Below are 25,775 nucleotides of genomic sequence, written 5' to 3' on the forward strand. Positions count from 1 at the left end.
GCGTTCGAGCAAAAACTTGCTTCGGGAGCAGTGGTTATTCGCCTAGATCAAACCGTCTTCGCCGAGCTTCTTGGCGATCCGGTCGGCCAGCAGCACAAGCGCAAGGCCGATGACGGCCTGGAACAATCCTAGAGCGGTCGCGCGGCTGAAGTTCCCGCTCTCGATCCCCCATCGGTAAACCAATACCGGAATGGTGGTCGTAAACTCCGTCGTCGCTTTGTTCTGCAGGGCAAAAATACGCTCGAACGAGCCTTCCATCACCTTGCCCAGATTCAGGATCAGCAAGGTGACGATGGTGACGCGGATCGAGGGCAGCGTGACGTTCCACATTTTGCGCCAACGCCCGGCTCCGTCAACGACGGCAGCTTCGTACAGCTCCGGATTGATGCCGCTGATCGAAGCGAGATAGATGATCGTCCCCCAGCCCATGCTTTGCCACACGCCGATCGCCAAGTAGGTGATGAGCCAATGATTGTCCTCCTGCAGAAACGGAATGCGGCTGCCCCCCATCAATTCGATGAGATTGTTGATCACGCCGTTGTTCACGCTGAGCAGCTGGTAGGCGATTGCTCCGATAATAATCCAGGACAGGAAGTGCGGAAGATACAGAACCGTCTGGTTCACGCGCTTGAATTTGACGTTTTTGATTTCGTTCAGAAGAAGCGCAAGCACGATAGGCATCGTGAAACTGAACACAAGGTCGAGGCTGTTGAGCAGCAGCGTGTTTCGGACGGCGCGAATAAAATCGTGTTTGGAGAAAATGTCGGCAAACACCTGAAACCCGACCCAATCGCTTCCCCAAAATCCTCTGGCGATTTTGTAATCCTTAAACGCCAACACAAGCCCGGACATCGGCGCGTATTTGAACACGAGCACGAACGCCATTGGGATGAGTAGAAGCAAATAAAGCTGGAGGTCCCGCCTCAGATAATAAAACACCCCCCGCCTATCCGTTCTAAGACCGGTTAAAGCGGTTTCATTTTTTCGAAGCGCTTTCAACATTTACAGGTTCACCTCCTCTTTGTGCGGCCGCTGCCCGGTTGTTCCTATTAGACAGGGGCGAAGTTGTGTCTCATCATACCTTTTCCCGCTCCGCTCGGTAAATCATGAGTTTTGATACTCCCTGTCATTTTTGATTCAATCCCCCGATTTGGCGCAAGCCGTACCGCCAAATAATCATTATTCAACAACAGAAGCAAAAATGGAGCGGTCTCGAACGGTCCTGAATGACCCGGAAGACGGCTCCATGCCGGAAATGCGTTCGTACATAGACGGAAGGCCGAGGGCATAGGCTTACTCCTTGCCGCCTATCGGCTCGTCTTACGAAGTGCGGGACTTCGCAGCCTTATAATTGCTCGGGGGCATGCCTTCGTATTTGCGAAAAAAACGGTTGAAGCTTTGAACGTTGTTATAGCCGACCTCCGATGCGATCTGCGTCATGGTCAGCTTGGATTCGAGAAGCAGCTGCTTGGCCTTCCGTATTCGCAGCAGATTAATGTATTCGATCAGGCTTTTGCCGGTTAGCTCGTACACGATTTTGCGCATATAGGAATAGCTGATGCCGATTTCCTTCGCCATATCTTCGAATACGATATCCTCGCAATAATGCTCTTCCAGGTGGCGGATGATCCGCTCTCCGTAACCCGCCTCGCCCGAGCTGCGCGCTAGATATTGAATAATTTCGCCGAAGAACCCGCGCAAATATTCCTCGATCTCGTCCAGCGTATCTTGAGCGGCAAGCGCCGAATAGATGTTGCCACGCCCCGCGAATATGCGCTCGGTGCTAATATTGTTCTCCCGGAGGTGTTTAATCGTGACGCCTACCAGCTGGTTGTAGATGAACAGTATATTATCGTATGAAATGTATTCCGATGAGACGATCTCGCTTCGAATGTTCGACAACTCGTTCAAAATTTGATCGAAATCTCCGATATCGAGAAAATTCAGGATACGCCTTTCGCTGTTGGCGGGGTACAAATATTTGTTGCTGCCCCCGGCGTCCTCTCTCCAGAACGTGATGCCCCCGCTTCCTCCGATCATGCGGTGCTTAATGACCTCCATCGCTTCCGCTACCCGGTCCGGCAGCAGCGAGCTTAACTCCGTCCGGCCGCTTACGCCGATGGTCACGGAATGGCCGCATAGCTCCGCCGCGTTGTCCCGAATCGAGACAAGGGCGCTTGTTATCCGATCGCCGCTTGGTTCCAGCCCGTCTTCGCCGTAATTGATGACGATGACGAAGCAGCCCTCGCCCTGATAGACGCATCGCGCGTAAATCCCTTCCGGAAACAGGCTTTCGCATTTCGAGACGAGTATGTACCGGTGATAACTGCGCGTCTCCGGGTTGGTATGGCTAACGTACCGCCTGTATCGGTCGATTGATACGACGGCGACGACGTAATAACGCTCCGGAAACATTTCCTCGATCGGCTTAGCAACCTCGCCTCGCAGCAATTGATGGATCGCAAGGCTGCGCGTATCCTGCTCGCGCTCTTGCAGCAGCTTGTAAAGCCCCTCCTCTTCCTCCTGCATTCGCTTGAACGCCGCGTCAAGGAATGCAAGCTCGTTTTTGTCCGATACGTCCAGATTGCCGCGCGCCCGCACGGTCCGGACCAGCCTTCGCACCGGCCTGGACAGCCATGTCGCCAGAAAAACGGTCAGGACGGTCCCTGCAAAAATAATAACGGCGGTAAGCAAAATGATACTGCGCTGCAACGAACGGGTTTTCGTCATCAGATTGTCCATCGAATAAACGCTTGCGTTCCACCATCCGAACCGCTCCGAGCGGGACCATGCGTACAGCAAACGCTCTCCTTCAACCTCATGGAACGCATATCCTTCCGGCCTGGCCTGCTCCAAAATCTGTTTCAAAATCGGCTGTTCGCGGCCGTTCGTTAGCAGCAAAGCCTTGTCGTTATGCGAAATGATCGTTCCGTTCGAGTCCATAAGCAAATAACCGCGCCCGCCCGGCTCCGACGAGTTCAAATAATCGCCGATTTGACTTTCTCGCATATTGACGACAATCGTTCCGCGAGTCGTTGTCGATAGCCGGTTTAAAGGCAGAACATACGATACGACGTTTACTCCCGAGGCCATTTTGCGCGGGACCCATACGCCCCCGATCCCCCTGCGCCCGCGAAGCGCCTCCTCCATCCAGCCGGTCGGCTCGTATCGGTCCAGCGGCGTAATGCCTTTGTCGGTTGACACCACATAGTTCGCCCCTGTGAGGAAGAAATAGGAGGAATAGACGCCGTTCACCCTGTGATTCAAGTTCGTCAATTCCTTCAGCACCGTCATAGCGTTGCTCACATTGCCGTAATTTGCGTTAAGCTCGGCGAGGGTCTCGTAATTGCGGATACGGTCGAAAATATTCGTTGCCGCAAGGCGTACGGCATCCTGAGCCAGGTTATTGAGCGCGTTCTCGTTCAGCTCGCGGTTCGCGTTCAATCCCGCAAGCGAGGATTCCGCGATGGCGCTTTCCGAATTCCGCAGCATTTAGGTACCGCTGTACCAGGTTAAAATGGCCGTCGGAATCGCCATCACGCAAAATAAAATCAGTGACAACTGCAGCATCATCGGAATTCGTTTCATTGTGCCCCTCTTTCCGAATGGATTGGCCTTTGGAGCTGCACTTTCGTCAAGTAAGCAGCCGCCGGTTTATGAAAGCGCTTTAGTAAATGCCCGTAAACGATAACCTGCTTCGAAAGCAAGTCCGGTACGGGGTCTAAGGATAAGCTTGAACTAATGATCCGATACTATTTTTGGTATATTATACATGAAAATGATACGATCTTCCTAATCATTTTAAGACGGCTTTATAAGTTTTCGGCTCCGAAAAACAAAAATGCAGCCGTCCTCCTTAAAGGAGTTGGCTGCATTTTTGTTTTACTCCATTGAGCGCGGCTTGGCGTCTTCTACCGGTTCCAAGCTCTAACAAGCACGGGGTTTCTGCCGCTGCCGTTTAACCTTTTACGCCGCCGACCGTCAAGCCTTTAACGAAATACTTCTGCAGGAACGGATAGACGATAATCATCGGGACGGAAGCTACGATCGTCATCGTCGCGCGGATCGAAAGCGGCGTTACGGTGATCGACGAACCGCTGTTCGAATTTGCCAACGCGCTTTCTACGGAATTGGTCGTATTCGAATTTTGCAATATTTTCTGCAGTTCATATTGCAAGGTGCTTAGATCCACATTGGAAGAATTGTACAAAAACACGTCAAACCAGGAGTTCCATTGGGATACGGCCGTAAACAGCGCTACGGTCGCAAGAACGGGAAGACAAAGCGGAAGTACGATGTTAACGAACGTTCTGAATTCTCCCGCACCGTCGATTCGGGCCGACTCAATCACGCTTTCCGGCAATTGCTCGATAAAGGAACGAATGACGATCAAGTTAAATACGCCGATAATGCCCGGCCATATATAAACCCAAAAGTTATTGATCAGTCCCAAATCCCGGATGAGCAAGTAATTCGGAATCAGTCCGCCGTTAATGTACATCGTGACGATAAATGCGATCGTGACGAATTTCCGCAGCACATACTCCTGTCTGCTAATCGTGTAGGCGACCATTGCGGAGCAGAAAACGGTAATGACCGTACCGATGACGGTGCGAAAAACCGAGATCAGCGTCGCATTTAAAATCGTCGCTTCCTTGAACACAAACTTATAGTTCTCCATGGAGAACTCCCGCGGCCAAAGGTAAATGCCTCCCTTGATCGAATCGCTTGCCGCGTTGAGCGAAACCGCGAGCGTATTAATAAAAGGGTACAAGGTCACGATCATCAAACAGGTCAAAAACGTGTAGTTCAAAATATCGAATATTTTATCGCCAAGCGTCGAGTCTCGGCTTGAGAACTTGCTTGTTTTGGATACGGACGCCGAATTCGCCATGTTGAAGCCTCCTTACATGAGGACCTTTGAGCGAAGCTCAAAGCCGCTCGTTATTTTAGAACAATCTGTCTTGTCCCATACGCTTGGCGATACTGTTCGCCGCGAAAATAAGAATAAAGCTGACCACCGTTTTAAACATGCCTGCCGCAGTAGCGAGCGGGAAGTTAAATTGCTGAATCCCGTACTTCAGGACAAATATGTCAATGTTCTCGGAATAATCGACGTTCATGCCGTTACCCAGCAAATATTGCGGTTCGAATCCCGATTCCAGCAAATATCCGATATTCATAATGAGCAATACGATAACGACCGGCCTGATTCCGGGCAGCGTAATATGCCACATCCGTCTTAGGCGTCCGGCTCCGTCCATTTCCGCCGCTTCATATTGCGCGGGATCGATGGACGTAATGGCGGCCAAATAAACGATCGTATTCCATCCTACATCTTTCCATACCGAGCCTGCGCCAAAAATTCCCCAGAACCATTCCGCTTTGCCGAGAAATAAAATTTCCTGACCTTTCTCAATGACGCCAAACCCTATTAACAAATCGTTAATAATGCCGTCCGGAGCGAGCGTTGTTTGGATAATGCCCGCAGCGACAACCCACGAAATAAAGTGGGGCATATAACTGACCGTTTGAACGACGCGTTTGAACGCCATTTTTCGAACTTCGTTAAGAAGAAGCGCCAGCGTAATAGCCGTAACGAAGCCAAGCACCAGGTTTATTCCGCTCATCGCCAGCGTATTTCGCAGCACGAGCAGGAACCGGTCGTCTTCGAACAAAAACCGGAAATGCTGAAACCCGACCCATTCCTGCTCGCCGAATTTTAATCCCGGCTGATAGTCTTGAAAAGCGATCGTCCAGCCCCAAATCGGCAAATACTTAAAAATAAACAGCCAAACAAGAAAAGGAACGGACATCAGCACCAGCACGCGTTGTTGAACGAGTCTTTTGAAAAACAGCTTCAGCCCCGTCGGTTTTTGTTCCAACGCCAAAGACGGCGCTGCAAGTGTGGTTTTATTCTCCAAACTTCTCTCTCCTTCCGTCGGGCACAAAAAAATGAATGCTTTATCGGATTAAACTTTCCTTGCTCGGCAGAAAAGGAAAGGCCGGACTACGACGCGGAACAGCACGTTAAGCCGGCCTTTCGCTTTCATCTATAGGTTCTTGCCGATTATTTCGACACTTCCATAATTTTCTTGATTTGTTCCGTGGTCCACTTCTCGTAGCCGGCCGTATCCAGCTTGCCGAATTCTTGGAGGTACTCTGCCCAAATGCCTTCGAATTCGGACGGTTTGGCAAGGACGAGTTTCGGGAAATATTTTTTCGCAAGCTCGTCTTTTTTCGTTTCCCAAATTTTTTCCGGCGAGTTTTGCTCTTTCGGAATGCTCCATGCCGGGAACCAAGGACGTTCATCCGGTTTGTCGAACAAGTCGGCATACGTTTGCACGCCGTATTTCTCAAGAATCGTTTTGTCTTCGTTCGTTAAGCTCATTTGGAACACTTCAGGCTGGAAGCCCGGCGAGAGCGCATTGCCGTCCGACAGCGTCGAGTTCGAACCGTATTGCGGCCAATCCCAATCATAGTATTTGAAGCCGAATGTTTCATTGAAAGCTTCGTCGATTTTGGCGATTTGTTCCGGCGTACGGTAGAAGCGGCCCTTATCGTCGACTTCGTACGTCTCGCCTTTAATGCCCCAGCTTTTTAGAATTTGGTTTTCTTCCTTCAGCAAGTTATCGAAATATTGAATGATGCGGGCCGGATCCTTCGCGCTCTTCGTGATGCCGATCCCGCGGTTTGCGGTATAGCCCGGAGGATCGAGATACTGGTCGTGAGTTCCGTCGTACGTAATCGGCAGCGGGAAGTATACGAAATCGTCTTGCGCCGGATCTTTTCTCGCCGCGTCTCTCAGGACGTTGCGCCCGTTGCCCGTTTGCCATCCATAGTCGAAGAAGCCCACAACCTTCTTGGAGGACAGCTTCGCGATATACTGATCGTAGTTGTCTACGAAGGAGGATTTATCGAACAAGCCTTTCGCATTCAGCTCGTTCAATTTTTGCAGCCAGCGCTTCGTATCGTCGGATGCGGCATAGGTTGTGGCTTCAAGCGTATTCATGTCGACGATGACGTTGCCGTCGTTCGGGTAGCCTGCCAGGTGCATCGGCGGGTTGGAAATGGCGAAAAATCTCCAGTCGTGCGTCAGCGCCAGGAATCCTGTCAAATCTTCGTCTTTGTGCTTGGCCACGAAATCTTCGATCAGCTTGAAGTACTCGTCCAGCGTTTTGATTTGCGGATAACCCGCTTCTTTCAACACGCGGCGTTGTACCCAGAAAGCGCCTTGGTTGATGTTCGGATCCGGCGTATATTCTCCGACCTGGGTGGAGAACGGCAGGAAGTAGATTTTGCCGCCGTAATCCGCTCTCATCCGGTCGAAATACGGGCCGTATACCCGTTTGATGTTCGGGCCGTATTGTTCGATCAGGTCGTCCAGCGGAATGAATGCGCCCGCTTTCAGAACCGCATCGATCGCAGCGTCCGGAACCAGAACGTCCGGATATTCGTTGGACGCGATCATCGTGCCGATTTTCGTATTCAAATCGCCGACCAGATGCTCGATTTTGAAATTGACGCCGGTTTGATCCTCGAGAATTTTCCCGATCGTCGTCTCGTTGGTGTTGATGTCCTTCGCCTCGGCAACGCCTTTGAAGAGCGTAAACGTCACTTTATCCTGCGTCGCATCCGGCGAAGCGGAACTTGACGCGGACGGGTTGCTGCTTGGCGCCGGGCTGTTGCTGCCGCCGGTGCTGTTTCCTTGGGAGGAACAAGCGGCCGCGGTAAACGCCATGACGGCGGCCAAGCAAGCGACTATAAGCTTTCTTGCCATCTTTTTAGTGTCCCCTTTCGTTCTCGACTATGTTTTGTAAGCACTTTCATTATATAAACTCGAAGGGGCTTTGTTTACCCAATAAACTATAGTCCGTACTTCGAAAAGCATAGTTGCTTTGCGTTTCGCGACTATTGCCGCTTCCGCGTCACTCGATGGGAATCCGCAGGATGATGGAAGTTCCTTCTCCGGGAGCGCTTTCGACCCGAAGACCGAACCGGTCGCCGAATATGAGCTTAAGCCGATAGATGACGTTCTGAACGCCGACCCTGTCCCCGATCGCTTCTTTGCCTTCCATGTAGCCGTAGAAACGCTTTATCTTCTCCTCGTCCATGCCGACGCCGTTATCCCGGATTTCGCACACGAGCTCGTCCCGCTCCCGCTCGATGCGCACGTCGATTCGTCCGTTCCCTCTCATCTTTTCGATGCCGTGAATGCTGGCGTTCTCGACAAGCGGCTGAAGCGTCATCTTCGGAAGGGTCAAGCCCAGAACCGAGTCGTCCGCTTCGATCCGGAAATCCAGCTTGTCCCCGAAGCGGTATTTCTGAATCTCAAGGAACGTGGCCGCCAAATCCAATTCGTCCTTGACCGTCACCCAATCCTTGCCCCATTCCAGCGATTTGCGGAATATTTTCGCCATATTGTGAATGATTTTGGCGGTCTCTTCTTCTTTCTTCATCAGGCTGCGCATCCGAATCGCCTCAAGCGAGTTGAACAGAAAATGAGGGTTGATCTGGCTTTGCAAAGCGTGAAGCTGCGACTGATTGCGCTTCAGCTCCAGCTCTTTCTTCTGAATGTCCGCCATGTACACGTCATGGATGAGGCTTTTGATTTGCAGCGTCATCCGGTTGAATTCGGCCGTCAGCTGTCCGATTTCGTCTTTGGATTCCTGCTGTTCGATCGTTTCGAACGACTGGTTTTTAACCCGCTTCATATGTTTCAATATGCGGATCAGCCGCGCGTTTAGCGACCGGACGAACCAGATGATGATGAGCGTAGGCATGATAACGTTCGGTATGGCCAAATACAGCACGAAGTTCCGCGATTTGTACACCTCTTCGAGCACGTCCGCTTCCTTGAAATGCCCGACGATCCGCCAGCTGCTCAAATAGGAAACGTTCGGAAACGCTTCCTCCATCACGATCGTGCCTTTCGGCGTCGGCAGCGAAGAATATTCGGCCGTTCCCAAACGTTCGAAGTCCGGATTCGTTGTGAATTGCACTTGGTCGCCATCCAGCAGATAGAGATCGCCCTGAAGCGTAATATTGCGGAAAAGCGCTTGAACCGATTCCGGCGACATGTCGATCTTCATCGCTTTGTCCCAGCGCGCGGAGCTGCCGACGGTAATCTTGCGGACGACGCTCAGCACCCACCCGGAAGTTCCGGGATAATCGGAGTCCGTAAGCAATACGACCGGATTCGATTGACCGGAAGCGGATAGGCTCCGATACCAGGGCAGGTCGCGGACTTGCCCGGTAATCGGTCTGACCTGCCCGCCGTAGATGATCGTATCGTTGTTCGTGTAGACGGAAATTTGCTGAATGGTCTGGTAAACGGGGCTATACTTGCCGAGCATATCCTTGATGTAGGATTGATAATTAAGGACATAATCGGACTGCACTTCATAGTGCGTCTCCAAATACTCGTTTAAGATCGCATCGTTGTATATAACGGACGATATTCCGACCGCCGCGTCGATCTGGGCCTTAAAGTCGTTCCGGATTTGCTCCATGGCGAGCGAGATGTCCCTTAGTTTCTGCTTCTTGACGTTATTGGTCGTAATGTTGTAGAAAATGACATTAGTCAGCACGACCGGGATTAAAACGGACAAAAAATAAACGATCAGCATCTTGTTCCGCAGCCTCACATTGTTTAAGCTGACCGCTTCCCGAAAATTCGCTCGCATCGCTTCCCTCCGCCGCTTAGTTCTTTGCCAGCAAAGAATTTTTGTACTCCGTCGGCGTCTTCCCCTCGACCTTCTCGAATTGGGTCGCGAAGTAGTCGGCGTTGCTGAAGCCTACGTACGAGGCGATCTCGTACACCCTCAGATCCGTTTTGCGAAGCAGCTTCTTCGCTTCCTGGACGCGGATGTTAAGCAGGAAATCGTTAAAATAGACGCCATACGTTTTTTTGAACAGCTGCCCCAAATAAACGGGGTTCATGTAGAACTTTTTGGCTATGCTCTTCAGACTTAAGTTCTCCCTGTAATTCGCTTCGATGTACGACTTGATTTTGCAGATGTCGCCTTTGGCTTTCTCCTTCCGGAGCTCGGCAATATACGCCAGGCTTTCGGTAAGAAACGTATGGAACAACCTCTTGAGCCCGTCGGGCGTATGCGGCTCCTCGTGCCAATCCAGGACCGGCTTGAGCGAGCTCAGCTCTTGCTCGGCCCCCTCCATCTCCCGGACGATGGAAATGACGCCGAGCACGCACCTTGCAATTGCGGAACGTACGGACTCGGGAGCGAACCGTTCCCGGCAGAAGGTCTCGAACATGCGGTCGACAAGATGGGCGCACGACCCTGCATCCGATTCCTCGACACTCTCCACGAGCCGGGCATGCAGCTTGGCGTCCAGCTCTACATAGTTCAATTCCGCCTCTAGCGTCTGTTCGTATCCGATAAATCGGCTATCGGCAAAAGCAAATTTGTAGCGGACCGCTTTCTTGGCCGTCCGATAGGACTCGGCAACGGCATGAAGCCCTTTCGCCGGCTTACCGGCGTATATCCGCACTTCTGCTCGCTCTTCTTCCGGAATGGCGCGAACGAGCGCCTCGCCTAAGGCTTGCCACGACTTTCCAAGTCCGGTCAGCGAATCGGAAGGAACGATTAGGCCGAACGTCGAAACGCCTTGTTCGCACACCGTAACCTTTAAGCTCTGCCCGAACGTTTCGGCGGCGGCCCGCTTCCAGCCGCTCAACCGCTGCTGCGCTTCCGCTTCGGAAGCGGAGCCGAACGGCGTATTGTTCCGTTCGACGAGGAAATAGCAGAAGTCTTGATCCGCCCGGAAGCCCAGAAGGTTCGCCGTTTCCCGCGCATAGCCCGGATCCGATTCCCCCGCAAGCAATCGTTCGAGGCGCAGGTTCAACGATTGCCGGCTGTCATGCCGCGAGACTTCGCGATCCAATACCCCTTTGATTCGGATCAGCGTCTGCGCGAGCTCCTCTTCGTCGATCGGCTTGAGCAGGAAGTCCTGAACGCCGAACCGAACCGCTTGCTGAGCATATTTGAAATCGCCGTAGCCGCTTATGATCACAAACTTCGGGGAAGCGATTCCGCGATCGCGAATTTCGCCGATCAAACTTAACCCGTCCATAACCGGCATTCGGATATCCGATATAACGAGGTCCGGTCGAAGCTCCTCGATGAGCTGGATCGCTTCTTCGCCGTCGTTCGCTTCGCCGGCGATTTCGAAGCCGTAATCGTTCCACGAGATTAAACCAAGCAGTCCTTTGCGCGCGAAAATCTCATCATCGACCAGAATGATTTTTTTCATGCGGTCACCCCATTTTTAGTAAACGCTTTCATTTTATTTTAGCTTATGGACTTCACTTTCGCAGCATGAAGCTCATAATAAGCTTTCAAATGGTTCCCGTGAACAGGCGAATCGAACGCGGCAGCTTCCGAATGTATCCGTTTTCACAATCAGAACTATTTTAACAGTTCAAGTATTGGATCAAAAAGGCCCATCGTTTGGGAATTCTACCAACATTTTTGGATTTTCGGAAATGAAGATTGAGCACTTTCTTTCCATTGAACGAAAAAAAGACCGCGGAATCGTTCTCCGCAGGTCTGTCTTGTCCAAGCGGCTTCGCTTTCTCCCCATCCCGCTCATTCGTTATCCTTGCCGGCCTTCTCGCGCAAAAGGGCGCGAAGCTCCTTCATCTCCTCTTCCGTTATCGATTCTTCTTCAAAAAACTGAACGAGCATCGATTTCATCGTCCCGCCGTAAATTCGGTTCAGAAAAGACTTCGCCTCCGCGTGCTGACATTCGGTTTGCGTATAGAGCGGAATAAACGTGTACACTTTTTGATCCTGGTTGACCCCGACGACCTTCTTTTTCACCAGCCGGTCCAAAAGCGTGCGAATCGTTTTGGGCTTCCAATCGGTCGTGGCTTGCAAGGCTTGAATGACTTCGCTGGCCGTTCTCGGCGCTTTGTCCCACAGCACGTTCATGACTTCCCATTCCGATTCCGAAATTCTCGGCACTTGATTCGTCATACCCAACACTTCCTATGTCAATAAATTCCCTTTTCCTTTAAAATTTTTAATGTAATGGCTGCCGCCGCGCTCCCGTTCGAGCCGTCTTCGCTTTGAATGTGCGTTGCAAAAAAGTAGACGTTCCCGTTTTTCTCCACATAGCCGACGAACCAGCCGCTCGTATTACGATGATTGACGGTGCCTGTTCCCGTCTTGCCGGAAAGAAGCGCTCCGTTCCTCTCTTCCAATCGGATCGCTTCTTTTACGGTCCGGATATGTTTGTCCTCGAATCCGAATTCGTTCGTATACAACGCCTTCAGCAATTGCACCTGCTCGACCGGAGATATTTTCAGCGAAGATTCCAGCCAATACGGCTCCGGCCCGCCGGAAATATCGGCATTCCCGTAATGAATCCGTTGGACGTAGGCCTGTAAAACGCTGCGGTCCAGCTTGCTCTCCAGCGCCTGAAAATACCAATTAACCGAACTTTTCATCGCCGTAAACAAATTGTGATCCTTATTCCATACGTCGTACGGATACGTTTCCCCGTTCCATTCGATTGTTGAATGTTCGTCCGATATGACGCTTGCTTCCAAACCGATCAAAGCGCTGTAGATTTTATACGTGGAATCCGGCGATACCCTCCATGTGCTTTTCCGCTCGTTATAAATCCGATACTGGTCCGCTTGCATGTCATATAAAACAAAAGCGCCTTCATACCCGGAAAAATACCGGCTTAAATCCTCGTAGACGGCATGCTCCCCTCCGAAGGAGAAGCGCTGATCGTCGCGCCCCATCGCGGAAACGACCGGAATCTGGCTTAAAATCAAGACGCCTGCAAGGATAACGACGGCGGCGCTTTTGATTTTTTGCCTCTTGGATTCGATCCGATAGCTTGCAATCGTTTCGATCCGTTTACGAAGCTGGCCAGCCGGGCCGGCAAGCCCGCTCGCCAAAGCGATATGGAGCGGCCGCGAAGCTCTCTCCGCGAAATGGATAATCGTATTGCCGTATTCGACGCGGCTGCTGCCGTCCAAAGCTTGCAGCACCGCAATGTCGCAGGCGATTTCGCGGTCCAATCTCATTCTCCGAAACGCGATCCAAATAAGCGGATTGAACCAATAGATCAGTTGAAGCGCCACGACCGCGTAATTTGTGATGTTATCCTTGTTTTTCAAGTGATTCAATTCGTGCAGAAAAATATATTTGATTTCGTTCAATGAAAGCCATTCCGCAAACCGGTCGGGAAACACGAGATACGTCTTGAACAAACCGGCAAGCATCGGAGATTTTACGAGCGGCGATTCGAGGACAACTACATCCTTTTCGATATGAAGCCGCCTCTTGCACTGCTCCAGCAAGTCCAGTACTTCTTTATTCGTCACGCGTCGGGAGCTTTTTTTCGTTTTTGCGATTTTGACCCAAGAATAGGCCGTCAAAACCGCGAAAGCGAGCATTCCGCCCAACCACAACGAGGCCGTAATAATCTGAAGAAAAGGAGGCGCTGTGCGATTGACGGAAACGGTAAAGTCCTGCAGCCAGTTCGCATTTGCGGCTTCTTGACTGGACCCGCCGATGACGGAAAAGGCCGGATCATGGCGCAAACTCCCGCCGATGCCGTCCCATACCGTGCCGAAAGGCAATAAATGACTCGGGACGAGAGGAATCGTTAATGCAGCCATCAATAAAAACCATATATAATAATGCCATTTTGCGGTAAGCTGTTTGCGAAAAACGGCTTTAATCAGCATAATTCCCGCGGCGGAAATTATAGAAACGATGAAACACGCCACGAACGTCGTGAAAAACATGCTGCCGGTCCCCTCCTTCAACCTTTGCAGAGGTCGTACTTAATATCGCATTTCTTTACCGTTTTTTCAAGCGAAACGCTCCTCCTACCGGTCCTGCGTAAACTCCCGGAGAACAGGGGCCGTTTGACGCACGACATAAGCGCTCCCGCCGCGGCTTTGAACATCTTCGATCATGACGGCCACGAGCAGCCCGGCCCGTTCCGTTTCGTAAGCGACGAACCAGCCGTTCTCCTGGCCTTTTTCGTCTTTGCTTCTTTTTAACTCCGCAGTGCCGGTTTTCCCGGCCATTTTGCGGCCCTTTATATATGCCCCGTGCCCGGTGCCCTTCGGGTTCTCGACAACCTCGAGCAGCATGCGGTTGACCGCTGCGGCCGTTTCCGGCGCCAGAACCGGGTCGCCCCACGCTTCGCCCCGCGGCTCCTCGCCGTCCGTAAGCTCCAACACGGGCTTTATCAGTTTTCCTTCATTTATAAAGGGGGTGTAGGAAAGGGCCAAGTGCAGCGGGCTCATCACGACTTCCCCTTGTCCGTAGGACGAATCGGCCAACAGGATTTCATTCGAAATGCCGTCGTTCGATAGACGGGCTTGGGGAAACGGATAGGCGATCGGCAACGATTTGCCAAACCCGAACTTCTCCGCCTCCCGGCTGAAATTGTCCGCCCCCATCTCGATAGCCTCTTGAGCCAAATAAATATTGTCCGAATTTACAATCGCATCCGCGAGGCTTTCGACCGGAACATCCCTCACCCGCTTCACGTAGTAGTTGCCCCAGCTTTCGTCCTTGGCCCACCTTAATCCTTCGATCGTTTTGATCTCATCGACCGAGCTTACCCCAAGCTGCAGTCCGATGGAGGCGGTTATCGGCTTAAAAACGGAGCCCGGCGCATACAGCTTCGTAAACCGGTTTAATAACGGTTTCTTAGGGTCATTGTTCCATGAACCCCATTGTTCTTCAGTCAATCCTTGTATAAACAGGTTCGGATCGTACGCCGGACTGCTGACTAACGCCAAAATCTCGCCGGTCCGAGGTTGTATGGCCGCTCCGGTCCCGGCGTCTCCTTCCAGCGATCGATACATCGATTGCTGAAGCTCCGCGTCGATCGTCACCCGGATGTCCTCCCCGTCGACCGGATCGGCCTTCGCCAACGTTTCTTTTATTTCCCCGTCCGCTTTAACGATCGCAATTTGGACGCCGTCCCGCCCCCTTAGCCGATCGTCGTAGATTAGCTCCATCCCGGCTTTGCCGATGAAGTCGTCCGCAGCCAGCCGCTTCTCGGGGTACTTCTCCATATCTTCGGCAGTCACTTGCCGAATATATCCGGTTAAATGAGCGGCCGATTCTCCGTACGGATACAACCTTGCGCTTTTGGTTCTTTTCGCGACTCCCTCCAAATCGCCGAAATCAAGATGAACCCGGTCCCCCGTCACATTGACAATAGGCACGAAAACATCGTCCTTGACCCAAGGCGCGGCCAGTTTTTCCCGAATGAACGATTCCGGAACCGCAAGCCTCTCCGCGAGCTTGGCGATCGTTTCGTCCCCGGCCGGCCCCAGCTTGCCGGGAACGATCCCTACTTCTTCAATGCTTCCGTTCATGGCAAGCTCCCGGCCGAACCGGTCATAGAGGTCCCCCCTCTCCGCCTTCAACGTACGGACGTTTACCTTGTCCCCTTCATCCATCGACGGAAACAGCAAAGAGGGCTTCCATTCGATTTTCCATTGACGCTTTGTTTCTTTGCTCCTTACGAGCTGCATGGCGCCTTGCACGGCGACCGGTCCCGCCGCCGTGTCCATCTTAAGCCGATAAGGAATGGTTTCGCTGTCGGATGCGCCGTCTTTCGCTTCTTCGTCTTCGGGAATTGCCGCCACGGTAAGGTTGCTCATGTCGATTCCCTCGTATATGTTGCGGTAGCGGGCGACGAATTCGTCCTTCGATAACGCGGCTTTGGACGTTTCCGAGATCAGGTCGTACATCCGGTCGTAACGCCCCTGCTGCCAATGGCCGATATAGCTTTCGAAAACGTCTTCCGGTTGACGCTCTTCTTTGCACCCCGTCAGAGCGACCAGCAATATTCCGATGCCAATCAATAAACGAACATAATTCATAGAACACCTCTTCTCTAACCTATCATTGCGATTCGTCGTTCCCGTTTAGGGTCAAGGCGTCCAGGACGGCTTCGGCGGCCCGTGCAATGAGCGCGTTGTCGTAAGCGGCATCCTGTGTATCGCGGCTTGACAGGATCGCCATGACGATGGGATCGCCGTTCGGAGGCCAAACAATGCCGATGTCGTTCCGCGTTCCGTAGCTCCCTGCGCCGGTTTTATCCCCGACGATCCAGCCCTCGGGTACGCCGGCGCGAATCAATTCGTCTCCTGTCGTATTTCTTTTCAGCCAGTCAACGAGCAGCGCGCGTTTGTCGTCCGGAAGCGCTTCTCCTATCGCGAGAGCATGCAGCGAGGCGGCTAGAGCCCTTGGAGTGCTGGTGTCCCGGTCGTCGCCGGGAACGGCTGCATTCAGCTCGGTCTCGTAACGGTCCGCTTGCGTGACGGTATCTCCGATTTGCCTTAGAACCGCTTCGAAGCCGGCGGGCCCGCCCAGCCGGTCGAGCAGCAGATTGCCCGCCGTATTATCGCTGTAACGAACGGCGGCGTCGTTGACTCCCCTTAACGTCATCCCGGTCGATACATGTTTTTCCGTTATCGGAGAATTCGCAACTATCTCTTCGCCGGAATAACGAATCGTTTCGTCGAGTTCCTCGATCGTGCTCGTCAGCAGCACGGCGCCTGCCGCCAGAGCCTTGAATGTCGACGCGTAAGCGAACCGTTCATCGGGCCGATAGGCGATCGTACGGCCCGATCCGGTGTCGATGGCGTAAACGCCGAGCCTGGCGTCATATTCGTCCTCCAGCTGTACGAAAGCTTGATCGGCTGCGGCCGGTTCCTCTATCGGCAACGTCTGATCGTTTTGGACGGAAGTCGGCGGCGTATCGGCACTTGTGCATCCGGTCAGCGGCAGCAGAGCGATCATAACCGTCGATGCGGCAATTTTCAGTTTGTTCGCTTGAAGATTAAATAAATAGCTTGTTTTCAACGGACAACCTCTTTTCATTTGATTTATCAAAGTGCAAATCAGGTCCAATTGATTACTTTTGTAATCCAAAAAAGATATTACATTTGTAATCCACAAAAGTCAAATCTCGAATCCAGGCCGCACGGAAAATAAAAAACCGGAACCGGATGATCCCCATCCGATTCCGGTTTCGTTAATTTTCGCTGACCGCTTGGGCCCCTTCTTCTCCGGCATTCATCCGTACCCTCAACATAATGGCTGCAGCGATTGCCAGAATAACTCCGGCCGTTCCGAACCATGTAACCGAAGATAGCGACACTTGGTCGATGAAGATGCCGCCTAGTCCGGCGCCGGCCGCCATAGACAATTGCATCGTCGATTGGTTAAGACTGAGCATAATGCCCGAAAATTTAGGTTCAATCCGAACCATATTGTACTGCTGCGTAGGGCCGGTAGACCAGGCTGCGAACGACCACAACACCAGCAAACCTAGAACGGGCCACCACGAGTCGGTGACGGAAACCGAAATAGACAGCAGAAGGAGGGCTGCGACATGCAGGAGCATTCCCCCGGTCAAGGTCGGGAATACGCCGTATTTATCCGTGCTGAACCCGCCGAGCTTGGAACCGGCCAAGCTGGCGATTCCGAACGCCAACAACACTCCGCTCAGCATTCCTTCTTTCAAGCCGGCGACCTCGAGGAGATAAGGCGAAATATACGTATAGGCAATCGAATATCCGCCGAGCCAGAAGAACGTAATCGCAAGCCCAAGCGATACTTTTCCGTTTTTCAGAAAAGCAAGCTGCTTCGACAACGGCACAGGTTCATCCCCTTTGACCCGCGGTATGGCAAAGTACAGCACCAGCATGGCCAGCAAGCCCGCCAGCGCCAGCAAGCCAAACACGGATCTCCATCCGAATTCGGCCGTTGCGATCCGTCCCAGCGGAACGCCGATAATCAATGAAGCGGTAAATCCCATGACGACCGTAGCTATGGCGCTTGCCTGTTTGCCGGGTGCGGCAATTTTGGCCGCAATGTCCAAGGCGGTGACGACAACCATTCCGGCGCCTAAAGCCATAATGACGCGGGCTGCGACAAAAAGCTCATATCCGGGCAGAACAAAAGACAAAACATTCCCTAACACAAAAAGGCCTAATGCCCATATCAGCAGTTTCTGTCTTTCCGCTTTTGCCGTCAACGCCATGAGGACCGGCGTAAAAATGGCGTAAACGAAGGAAAAAATCGTGACAAGCTGCCCTGCCGAAGTAACGGAGATGCCCATCGTATCCGAGATCTTATCCAAAATTCCGGATATGACATACTCCGAGGTGCCGACCAAAAAACTAACCAACGCCAAAACATAAACCTTCCACGCATGAGACAATGCGACCACTCTCCCTGTTTCATTTATAATTACATATCGCGATATGTCGATACGAATGGCGAAATAAAAACCGAATACGTTTAAGTATTCAGTTCAAATTAAAGTTCGCTTTTTAAGAAAGCGGCAATTTCACGTATCTTTTCTTCATCTCTTTTGTAATACGTAAACTTGCCTATCCGCTCCGTTTGAATCAGACCGGCTCGTTGAAGTATGGACAAATACTGCGAAGCCGTCGACTGCGTCATGTTCAGCTTATCGGTCACTTGACTGACGCATACCCCGATTTTTCTCATATCAATCCCTTCGTGGGGCACAAAATGTTTTTCCGGCTCCTTAAGCCATTGCAAGATCTGCAGTCTCGACTCGTTCGACAACGCTTTAAACACTTCAATAGGATCCATACCTGTAATTATATCGATAATTTACGATATGTCAATTGGTGAAATAGAAAGAAAGGAACCGCCGGTCGGCGGTTCCTTTTACGTATGGCTCCGAGGGAATTATGAGCGATTGTTCGAACGGTTGGAACGATCTGTTCTCATCACTTGTACCGGCACATTGAAATCATCGACGTTAAGATGTCCAAAACCGCCTGTGGATTGGTCCACTACCTTAATGTAAAGCTCCTCGCCGACATAATCCGAAGCGTCCCAAATTTTCCGTTGATATTCTTCATAATTGGTCGCTGTCTCTTTAAATAACTCTTTGCCGTCCGACGCCCGAACGAGCGCAACATACAGACGGTCAATATCGCGGCCGCCGCTCATAAGGAAATCGATCCTGCCGTTCCCGCCAAGGACGAAATTTTGCGATCTTAGCGTTCCCGTTAAACTGTCGCCGCCGGCTTGCTCATTGAATCCCCACAGATGATAGCCGCCAGGTATTTTTTGCGACGGGTTGAAATAAATGGTGTCCCAGAAAAACTTGGCGTCGGTCACATGAATATTCTGGAAGGCGTCTCCTTCCGCAATCCACCCTGTTAAGTCGCCCGTGGCAAAATCATGGTTAGGCAGTTCCGTAATATCCTTGTACACGGAATTGTCCCAATTTTCGGGCACATAAACCGGAGCAGCCGGTTCGCCCGTTAACGCATTCATCGCCCATACTTCCATCGACTTGACCGTAATATCGCCGTCAGCCCAGATCTGCAAGCCTAAGGAGTCGTATCTGCCTACGTAGACGCGGGTTGTCAGCTTTTTCTTGTAATTGGCAAACGCTTCGACGACCGAGCGGTCGAGGAAAATATGAAGCTTCAAGTTCTCTCCGTCAAGGTTGACGTATCCGCCTTGAATGCCGTCCACCCGGACGTCCGGATCGATGCTGCTCTTGGTACGGTCCACGTTAAAGGTACTATCCGACTTGTCATAGTAGATGAGCGTCTCCTCCTGGCCGTTCTCGGAACGCCTCACCTTGAGGCCGAATTTCTGCGCTTCGCCCGGATCGATTTCCATCACAATCTCCAGCATATCGCCTTTGATATCCTTGATTAGTTGATTTGCGCTCTGCAAATTTTTGTCCGAAATATCCGCCAGCTTATTTCCCCGGAGACTCTGCAATTCTTGAATCGGCTCGATACGCAATTCGTCATGCTCATCCAGGCTTAAGGCAACCGGCAAAGCCAAATTATGCGCCCATCCGGATTGATATTCGGCTTGCGGCGTCCTTACGTTTTGCACCATGGAGAAAACGACAGTTCGTCCGTCAGGCGTGACCAGACCGCTCTCAGCAGTTAAATAGCCGTCGCCTACGTCCATTTTGGAAGGCGCCTCCCGATCGGGAATAAACCTGAAGTTATCCCGGTCCCAAGTGCCGATCCAGTAATAAACCTCAACATCTCTTTGCACATCTTTCGCCGGGGGAACATGCTCCGGCTTTTCGTGAGGATTGATGATAAAAATATGTTTTTTCTTCCCCGTACTATCCGTGCCTAAAGGCAATAATACCGGCAGTTCCCAAACCGTGCCCAACTCCGGATAAAGACTTCTGTCACTCACGTATAAAGGGCCCTTATACTCCCAATTGTACATATCGTCGGATACATACACCAAAGCCGTGCCGCTGCTGAAATCCGGAAGGCCGGAAGTCACTAACTGATACCACTTATCCGTCTCTTCGTCGTACCATACGAACGGATCGCGAAACTCGTTGTGGATGCCGATCCCGTTCTGCTCCGTTACCGGTTCCGGATATTTGACCCATTGCTCCAAATAAGGATCGGACAAATCGGCCGGCGTTGCAAGCCCCGTTCTTTGGTTCGGCGACTCGGAGTCGTTGCCGGCGGTATAGAACAGAACGGGATTGCCGTTGCGGTCATAGGCTGCGCTCCCCGACCATGCGCCGTCCGGATCAAGCGGGCCCGCTTCGGGCGCAAGAGCAGGCCTTACATTTTCCCAATGCACCATATCGTCGCTCACCCAATGCCCCCAATGGATTTGATGCCAATAGGGTCCTTGCGGGTTATGTTGATAAAATAAATGGTATTTGCCGTTATAATAAATCGGCGCATGGGCTTCATTCATCCAGTTCTGCGGAGGTATCGCGTGATATTGGGGGCGGTGCTGGTCTCCGTCGAACACGCTAGGGTCTTCATCGATGTCCGCGTTCGGAATTTCCGGAACGACACCGCCATGAAGCGCCTTCGCGCTCTCATATTCGGCAAGTATCTCCCCGTTTGTAAGGGCTCGGTTATGCACCTTCACTTCATCTATAAGTCCGCTGAACATATTGAAGGAGAACAACCCTGCGAGCTCTACAGGCTTATTATTTTTACCGACAATCAAGCTTTCTCCCGACGGCGAGATCGGCACGCCAGCAGGCGTCGCTTGGGAAGCCACTTCCTTGCCGTTTAAATATAATCTCATCATTCCGTCTTCTTTATCGAAAGTAGCAGCCACATAATTCCACTTGTATTTTTCCAACGGATGATCGTTTACCCAAGCCTGAATCCACCGTCCGCCAATGCCGGCCTGCAACGACCATGTACCGTGCCGGTACATGCCGAGGGCGAAGCCTTCCGCTTTATCTTGATCGGATTGGTTCACGATTGCAGACAGCTTATTGCCGTCTCCCCATTCATAGCTGCGCGGCGCAACCCATGCTTCGATCGTTAAGGCGTCGCTTACCGGAACGGTCTCGTCTGCATCGATCTCGATATAATTCGAATACCCGTCGAACAACAAGGCTCCGCCTTTTACTCCGCGCGGGGTCCACCTCGGATCCTTCGGCGCCATGTATCTTGCATCGTTAAAAACATAGTTGACATCATGCTCAACATTTCGTACTTCTTCCAACGCTTTCTTGCCGGCGCCTTCATCGAGGCCCAGATGGACAACGGTACCCTCCGTGCGCGCTTGGAAACCGTCAACGGCAATGCCGGCGTCACCGGATTGGTCAACGACCTTAACATAAAGCTTCTTGTTGTAGTGCTCCTGCACCTTCCAGGAAATTTGCTCGTTAGCGGCGATATGCCCGGTTTTTTTAATCACTGTATTGCTGTTCGCATCGTAAAGCGAGACATAGGCGCCTTCCGGATTGAGGATGTCCAGAACGGTGAAGTTAATGATTCCCGCTCCTTGAAGCGTGAACGTATTGGAGGTGATGGAGCCCTGTCCTTCCGAGGAGGATAAGGCGTAGAAGTTCCCTTCTTTGGCGGCGTGAGCTTCATCGGTCACGTGAAAAGCGTCTCCCTCAACCGTCCAGCCGTCGAGATTGCCGGTTTCAAAGCCGCGGTTCGCGATCTCCGCCGGGATTATATTCTCGGCAACGACCCCATCCTCCGGCACGATCTCGTGAAAGGTGCGGAAGGCGTCCGCAAAGACCAGTCCCCAGTCCGATACGCCGTGGTCAACGATTTCGAGATACAGTTTTTTGCCGATATGCTTGGACAGATCCGCTTTATATTGCTCCATATTGGCAAGCCGCATGCCTTGCGCCGGATCGGGGAAGCCGACGTCGGTGAAGGCGCTGTTGCCGTATCGCGCGATCAAGTTTCCCGTTTCCGCTTCGATGACGCTCACATACACTTGGTCCGTATGCTTGCCCCCTCCCAGCTTGAACGTAATCCAACCGCTGCCGCCCAGCTCGAACGTACTGGAACGAAGCACGCCTGTCTCCGATTCGGGATACTTCCAACCGTTTAGATGATAAGCGCCTTCCTGGTCGTACGGAATTCGTTCCGCCCACCAGACCGTTTCGTCCGATACGCTGTTCGGACCGAATGCGTCACCTTCGATCACGGTCCATCCCGTCAAATCCCCGGTTTCGAAGCTTGGGTTTTCGATTTGATAGCGTTCGAAATCCGGCTTGATATCCGTTGCAACTATGCCTTCGGCCGGCTCGGATTCATGGTACATGAAGAATGCGTCCGCAAAAATCAGTCCCCAATCCGAGGTCGCGTGGTCAACGATCTCTATATACAATTTTTTGCCGAAATGCCCGGAAAGATCGGCCTTATATTGCTCCATATTGGCAAGCCGCATGCCTTGCGCCGGATCGGGAAAGCCGACGTCGGTGAAGGCGCTGTTGCCGTATCTCGCAACGACTTGTCCCGTATCCGCTTCCACGATATTTATAAATGCTTTGTCCGGATCTTTTGCGCCGCCAAGCTTGAAGCTGATCCAGCCGCTGCCGCCGAGCTCGAACGTACTGGAACGAAGCACGCCTGTTTCCGATTCGGGATACTTCCAGCCGTTTAGATGATAAGCGCCTTCCTGGTCGTACGGAATTCGTTCCGCCCACCAGACCGTTTCGTCCGATACGCTGTCCGGACCGAATGCTCCGCCTTCGGCAACGGACCATCCCGTCAAGTTCCCGGTTTCAAATCCCGGATTTTCGATTTGATAGACCGCATCCGTAACGGGCATTCCCGAGTCTTGATAGACCGCGTCCGTAACCGGTATTTCCGATTCAGCCTCAGAAATGAGCGCATCCTCAATATCGGCTCCGGGTTCGGCTGCGGCCGAGATTCCGGGAGCGATTAGCTGAAAGAACAGACTCCAGATCGCCAACGCGGCGAACCCGGATTTTTTTCCTCTTTTTACTTCCCTCATTGAAGGGCCTCCTTCATCGTCTCTTATTCATGCCAACCTATCGTTGCCCGATTTCGAATTTCGCTATTTCGAAATGCTCCCCTTACAAGGATGAATAATCAAGAGGTTAAGAGGGAAATATGAAACGTTTCCAATTCACAGAAATGTAAAGTCACTTGATCGATTGTTTCATGATCCATGCGGTAAGGAGCGCCTAAGCGCTCGCGCTACCAAATGGACTGCATATCCCAAATATCCATCGACTTAACGGCCGTATCCCCATCCGCCCAAAGCTCAAGCCCCAAAGCATCGCTGCGGCTCGGATACGCCCGGGTCGTCAAGCTTTTTAATCCGTTTGCATAAGCTTCGATCATGGAGCGGTCCAAATAAATATGAAGCTTCAAATTCTCTCCTAACAGCTCCAGCTTGCCGCCTTGAATCCCTCCGCACTTTTCTCCCGGATGGAGCGTCGTTTTCGTCCGGTCGACCATAAGCATAGCTTGATTCAAATCATAATACAGCAAGGTTTCTTCCTCGCCATCCGGCGTACGCCGGACCTTGATTCCGAACCGCTCAGCGCTGCCCGGCTCCATTTCCAATTGAATCTCCAGCATATCGCCTTGAACGTCCCGGAGCATCGCATTCGCTTCGGCCAATGACTTGTCCCTGAGCGATAGCCGCTTGGCGCCGCGCAGCGATTGAAGCTCCTCAATCGGCTCGATTCCGAGCCGTCCGTCGTCCCTCAAGTACACGCTTATCGGCAAGCCGCCGTTATGGGCCCAGCCCGCTTTATATTCCTGCAAGGACGGCCGTTCGCCTTGGGCGATCGTAAAGATGATCTTTCTGCCGGTCTTCGGATCGACCATGCCGCTTGGGCCGGTAAAATGAAAGTCGCCGACGTCAATCAGTTGAGGCTCCTCTTGATCGGGAACAAACGATAAGCGATGCTTGTCGAGTTGCCCGATCCAGTAGAACACCTCGACGTCCGCTCCCTCTCCTACAGGGCTGACCAGCAGAAGATGCTTGTTCACCCCCTGCTTGTCGCTGCCGAGGGGCAGGAGCACAGGGAGCTCCCAGATCGGCCCAAGATAAGGAAACTTCCCTATATCCGCTTTAAAAAAAGGCCCTTTGTACGTCCAATTCATCATATCCTGCGACGAAAAAGCAAGCGCCGCCCCGCCTTCGCCTTCGATCCCGGACCCGACCAGGGCATACCAGCCGTCATCGTCCTTCCAGACGAACGGGTCCCGGAAATCCCCGAATGCGCCCATTCCCTTCTTCTGCACGATCAACGGCTCCGGATGCTTGACCCAGTGAACGAGATCCGGATCTCCATCCCGGGAATAGACGCTTCGGGCAAGCGCCACGCTCTGATTCGGCGAAGCGCTGTCATTGCCCGCCGTAAAGAACAAGACAGGCAAGCCTTCCGCATCATAGGTCGCGCTTCCCGACCATATCCCGTCCGGCGCGAGCCGATCCTTTTCGGGCGCCAGGGCTACGGGAAGATCCCGCCAATGGACCATATCCTTGCTTACCCAATGCCCCCAATGGATTTGATGAAAGAACGGCCCATGCGGGTTATGCTGATAAAACAAATGGTATTGCCCGTCAAAATAAATCGGAGCATGCGGTTCGTTCATCCAATGGGCCGGCGGGCTGACATGATATTGGGGCCTGTGCCGGTCCGCCAGCAGAGGCGTCCGATCCAGCTTTATCTCGTCATAATATAGTTGGGGCCGGTCTCCTCCGTGGGCGGAATCCAGCATATGCCGATAAGAAGCGGCCGCCTCTTCCGGGCTCAGGGCCCGATTATAAATCTTAAGCTCATCGATAATACCGCTGAACATATGAAGGCTGAACGTCTCCGACAACAGGCTGCTATGATTGTTTTTGCCGATGAGCAAATCCATGCCCGCCGCCTCGGCCAAACGGGATCCCCGGGGCAAGGCGGCCGAAGCGATTTCGCCGCCGTTCAAATACAGCTTCATTTCGCCTTCGTTTCCGTCGAACACGGCATTTAAGTAAGACCATTCGTTTTTGGGCAGTTCATGGCCGTCCGGCGCCCGCAGCTCCTCCCAGCGTCCTCCTTCAAGCCCGACTTGGAAGGACCAGGTGCCGTGGCGAAACAGGCCAAGCAAATAACCCTGCTTGCGCTCCCTATCGTGGCGGTTTATAATGGCGGACAATTTGCCTTCGTCGCCCCATTCATAGGAGCGGGGCGCAACCCATACTCCGATGCTTAGCGCCGACCGATATGCCGGCTCGCCGGTCGGATCTCCCTTGAACGGATGGGCGATGTATGTCGAATAACCGTCGAACAGAAGACCGCTTCCCGATACTCCGCGTCTCCACTGCGGATCGCACGGCTCGGTAAACTCCGCATCATTAAATACGTATTGAATATCGTCCCGGACATTGGATACGCTCTCCAGAGCGCTCGCTCCGGTTCCTTCATCGAACGCCCAATACATCATCAATCCCCGATCGTCGGGAACGCGGGTCATG

At 52.4% G+C, this 25,775-nt stretch carries 15 protein-coding genes; all 15 read right to left on the minus strand.

From position 1 onward, the window contains the following. Window positions 1-42: 42 nt before the first annotated feature. Window positions 43-1,002 (minus strand): ABC transporter permease, encoded by a 960-nt coding sequence (locus tag ACFSW5_RS13530; protein ID WP_379273813.1) that lies wholly within the window; start codon window positions 1,000-1,002, stop codon window positions 43-45. Between the two features lie 318 nt (window positions 1,003-1,320). Next, window positions 1,321-3,492 carry a helix-turn-helix domain-containing protein gene (locus tag ACFSW5_RS13535; RefSeq protein WP_379273815.1) on the minus strand — a complete coding sequence of 724 codons (2,172 nt, stop codon included), beginning with the start codon at window positions 3,490-3,492 and terminating at the stop codon, window positions 1,321-1,323. 466 nt (window positions 3,493-3,958) lie between these two features. Beyond that, the gene (locus tag ACFSW5_RS13540) at window positions 3,959-4,894 is read right to left on the minus strand and encodes a carbohydrate ABC transporter permease (protein WP_379273817.1); all 936 of its coding nucleotides are present in this window, start codon (window positions 4,892-4,894) and stop codon (window positions 3,959-3,961) included. A 55-nt stretch (window positions 4,895-4,949) separates the two neighbouring features. After that, a complete protein-coding gene (locus tag ACFSW5_RS13545; RefSeq protein WP_379273819.1) occupies window positions 4,950-5,924 on the minus strand; it encodes an ABC transporter permease in 975 nt (324 codons plus the stop codon). Between the two features lie 146 nt (window positions 5,925-6,070). Then, window positions 6,071-7,780: an ABC transporter substrate-binding protein gene (locus ACFSW5_RS13550; protein WP_379273821.1), complete on the minus strand. Its 1,710-nt coding sequence runs from the start codon at window positions 7,778-7,780 to the stop codon at window positions 6,071-6,073. A 148-nt stretch (window positions 7,781-7,928) separates the two neighbouring features. After that, on the minus strand, window positions 7,929-9,686 hold the full coding sequence (locus tag ACFSW5_RS13555) for a cache domain-containing sensor histidine kinase (protein WP_379273823.1): 1,758 nt from the start codon (window positions 9,684-9,686) through the stop codon (window positions 7,929-7,931). 16 nt (window positions 9,687-9,702) lie between these two features. After that, the gene (locus ACFSW5_RS13560; RefSeq protein WP_379273825.1) at window positions 9,703-11,274 is read right to left on the minus strand and encodes a response regulator; all 1,572 of its coding nucleotides are present in this window, start codon (window positions 11,272-11,274) and stop codon (window positions 9,703-9,705) included. A gap of 335 nt (window positions 11,275-11,609) precedes the next feature. Further along, window positions 11,610-11,999, minus strand: coding sequence for a penicillinase repressor BlaI (gene blaI, locus ACFSW5_RS13565; protein ID WP_379273827.1), 390 nt, complete (start codon window positions 11,997-11,999; stop codon window positions 11,610-11,612). Between the two features lie 17 nt (window positions 12,000-12,016). Beyond that, window positions 12,017-13,789 carry a BlaR1 family beta-lactam sensor/signal transducer gene (locus tag ACFSW5_RS13570; RefSeq protein WP_379273829.1) on the minus strand — a complete coding sequence of 591 codons (1,773 nt, stop codon included), beginning with the start codon at window positions 13,787-13,789 and terminating at the stop codon, window positions 12,017-12,019. Window positions 13,790-13,873: 84 nt separating this feature from the next. Further along, window positions 13,874-15,895, minus strand: coding sequence for a penicillin-binding transpeptidase domain-containing protein (locus ACFSW5_RS13575; RefSeq protein ID WP_379273831.1), 2,022 nt, complete (start codon window positions 15,893-15,895; stop codon window positions 13,874-13,876). A 22-nt stretch (window positions 15,896-15,917) separates the two neighbouring features. After that, complete coding sequence (bla, locus tag ACFSW5_RS13580) at window positions 15,918-16,817, minus strand: class A beta-lactamase (protein ID WP_379273906.1); 900 nt, start codon at window positions 16,815-16,817, stop codon at window positions 15,918-15,920. 235 nt (window positions 16,818-17,052) lie between these two features. Then, complete coding sequence (locus ACFSW5_RS13585; RefSeq protein WP_379273833.1) at window positions 17,053-18,243, minus strand: MFS transporter; 1,191 nt, start codon at window positions 18,241-18,243, stop codon at window positions 17,053-17,055. Between the two features lie 98 nt (window positions 18,244-18,341). Then, on the minus strand, window positions 18,342-18,644 hold the full coding sequence (locus ACFSW5_RS13590; RefSeq protein ID WP_379273835.1) for an ArsR/SmtB family transcription factor: 303 nt from the start codon (window positions 18,642-18,644) through the stop codon (window positions 18,342-18,344). Between the two features lie 99 nt (window positions 18,645-18,743). Continuing rightward, window positions 18,744-23,291 carry a GH32 C-terminal domain-containing protein gene (locus tag ACFSW5_RS13595; RefSeq protein ID WP_379273837.1) on the minus strand — a complete coding sequence of 1,516 codons (4,548 nt, stop codon included), beginning with the start codon at window positions 23,289-23,291 and terminating at the stop codon, window positions 18,744-18,746. A gap of 206 nt (window positions 23,292-23,497) precedes the next feature. After that, window positions 23,498-25,774, minus strand: coding sequence for a GH32 C-terminal domain-containing protein (locus ACFSW5_RS13600; protein WP_379273839.1), 2,277 nt, complete (start codon window positions 25,772-25,774; stop codon window positions 23,498-23,500). Window position 25,775: the final 1 nt, after the last annotated feature.

The organism is Paenibacillus thailandensis, from assembly GCF_042685365.1.
In the GTDB taxonomy this organism is placed as follows: Bacteria; Bacillota; Bacilli; order Paenibacillales; family Paenibacillaceae; genus Paenibacillus_AP; species Paenibacillus_AP thailandensis.

Excerpts from the sequence above, each read along its gene's own strand:
- ACFSW5_RS13570 (WP_379273829.1), bottom strand. The coding sequence starts at position 13,789 with ATGTTTTTCACGACGTTCGTGGCGTGTTTCATCGTTTCTATAATTTCC.
- ACFSW5_RS13530 (WP_379273813.1), bottom strand. The coding sequence starts at position 1,002 with ATGTTGAAAGCGCTTCGAAAAAATGAAACCGCTTTAACCGGTCTTAGA.
- ACFSW5_RS13575 (WP_379273831.1), bottom strand. The coding sequence starts at position 15,895 with ATGAATTATGTTCGTTTATTGATTGGCATCGGAATATTGCTGGTCGCT.
- ACFSW5_RS13595 (WP_379273837.1), bottom strand. The coding sequence starts at position 23,291 with ATGAGGGAAGTAAAAAGAGGAAAAAAATCCGGGTTCGCCGCGTTGGCG.
- ACFSW5_RS13555 (WP_379273823.1), bottom strand. The coding sequence starts at position 9,686 with ATGCGAGCGAATTTTCGGGAAGCGGTCAGCTTAAACAATGTGAGGCTG.
- ACFSW5_RS13550 (WP_379273821.1), bottom strand. The coding sequence starts at position 7,780 with ATGGCAAGAAAGCTTATAGTCGCTTGCTTGGCCGCCGTCATGGCGTTT.
- bla (WP_379273906.1), bottom strand. The coding sequence starts at position 16,817 with ATGATCGCTCTGCTGCCGCTGACCGGATGCACAAGTGCCGATACGCCG.
- ACFSW5_RS13535 (WP_379273815.1), bottom strand. The coding sequence starts at position 3,492 with ATGCTGCGGAATTCGGAAAGCGCCATCGCGGAATCCTCGCTTGCGGGA.
- blaI (WP_379273827.1), bottom strand. The coding sequence starts at position 11,999 with ATGACGAATCAAGTGCCGAGAATTTCGGAATCGGAATGGGAAGTCATG.
- ACFSW5_RS13560 (WP_379273825.1), bottom strand. The coding sequence starts at position 11,274 with ATGAAAAAAATCATTCTGGTCGATGATGAGATTTTCGCGCGCAAAGGA.
- ACFSW5_RS13600 (WP_379273839.1), bottom strand. The coding sequence starts at position 25,774 with ATGACCCGCGTTCCCGACGATCGGGGATTGATGATGTATTGGGCGTTC.
- ACFSW5_RS13540 (WP_379273817.1), bottom strand. The coding sequence starts at position 4,894 with ATGGCGAATTCGGCGTCCGTATCCAAAACAAGCAAGTTCTCAAGCCGA.
- ACFSW5_RS13590 (WP_379273835.1), bottom strand. The coding sequence starts at position 18,644 with ATGGATCCTATTGAAGTGTTTAAAGCGTTGTCGAACGAGTCGAGACTG.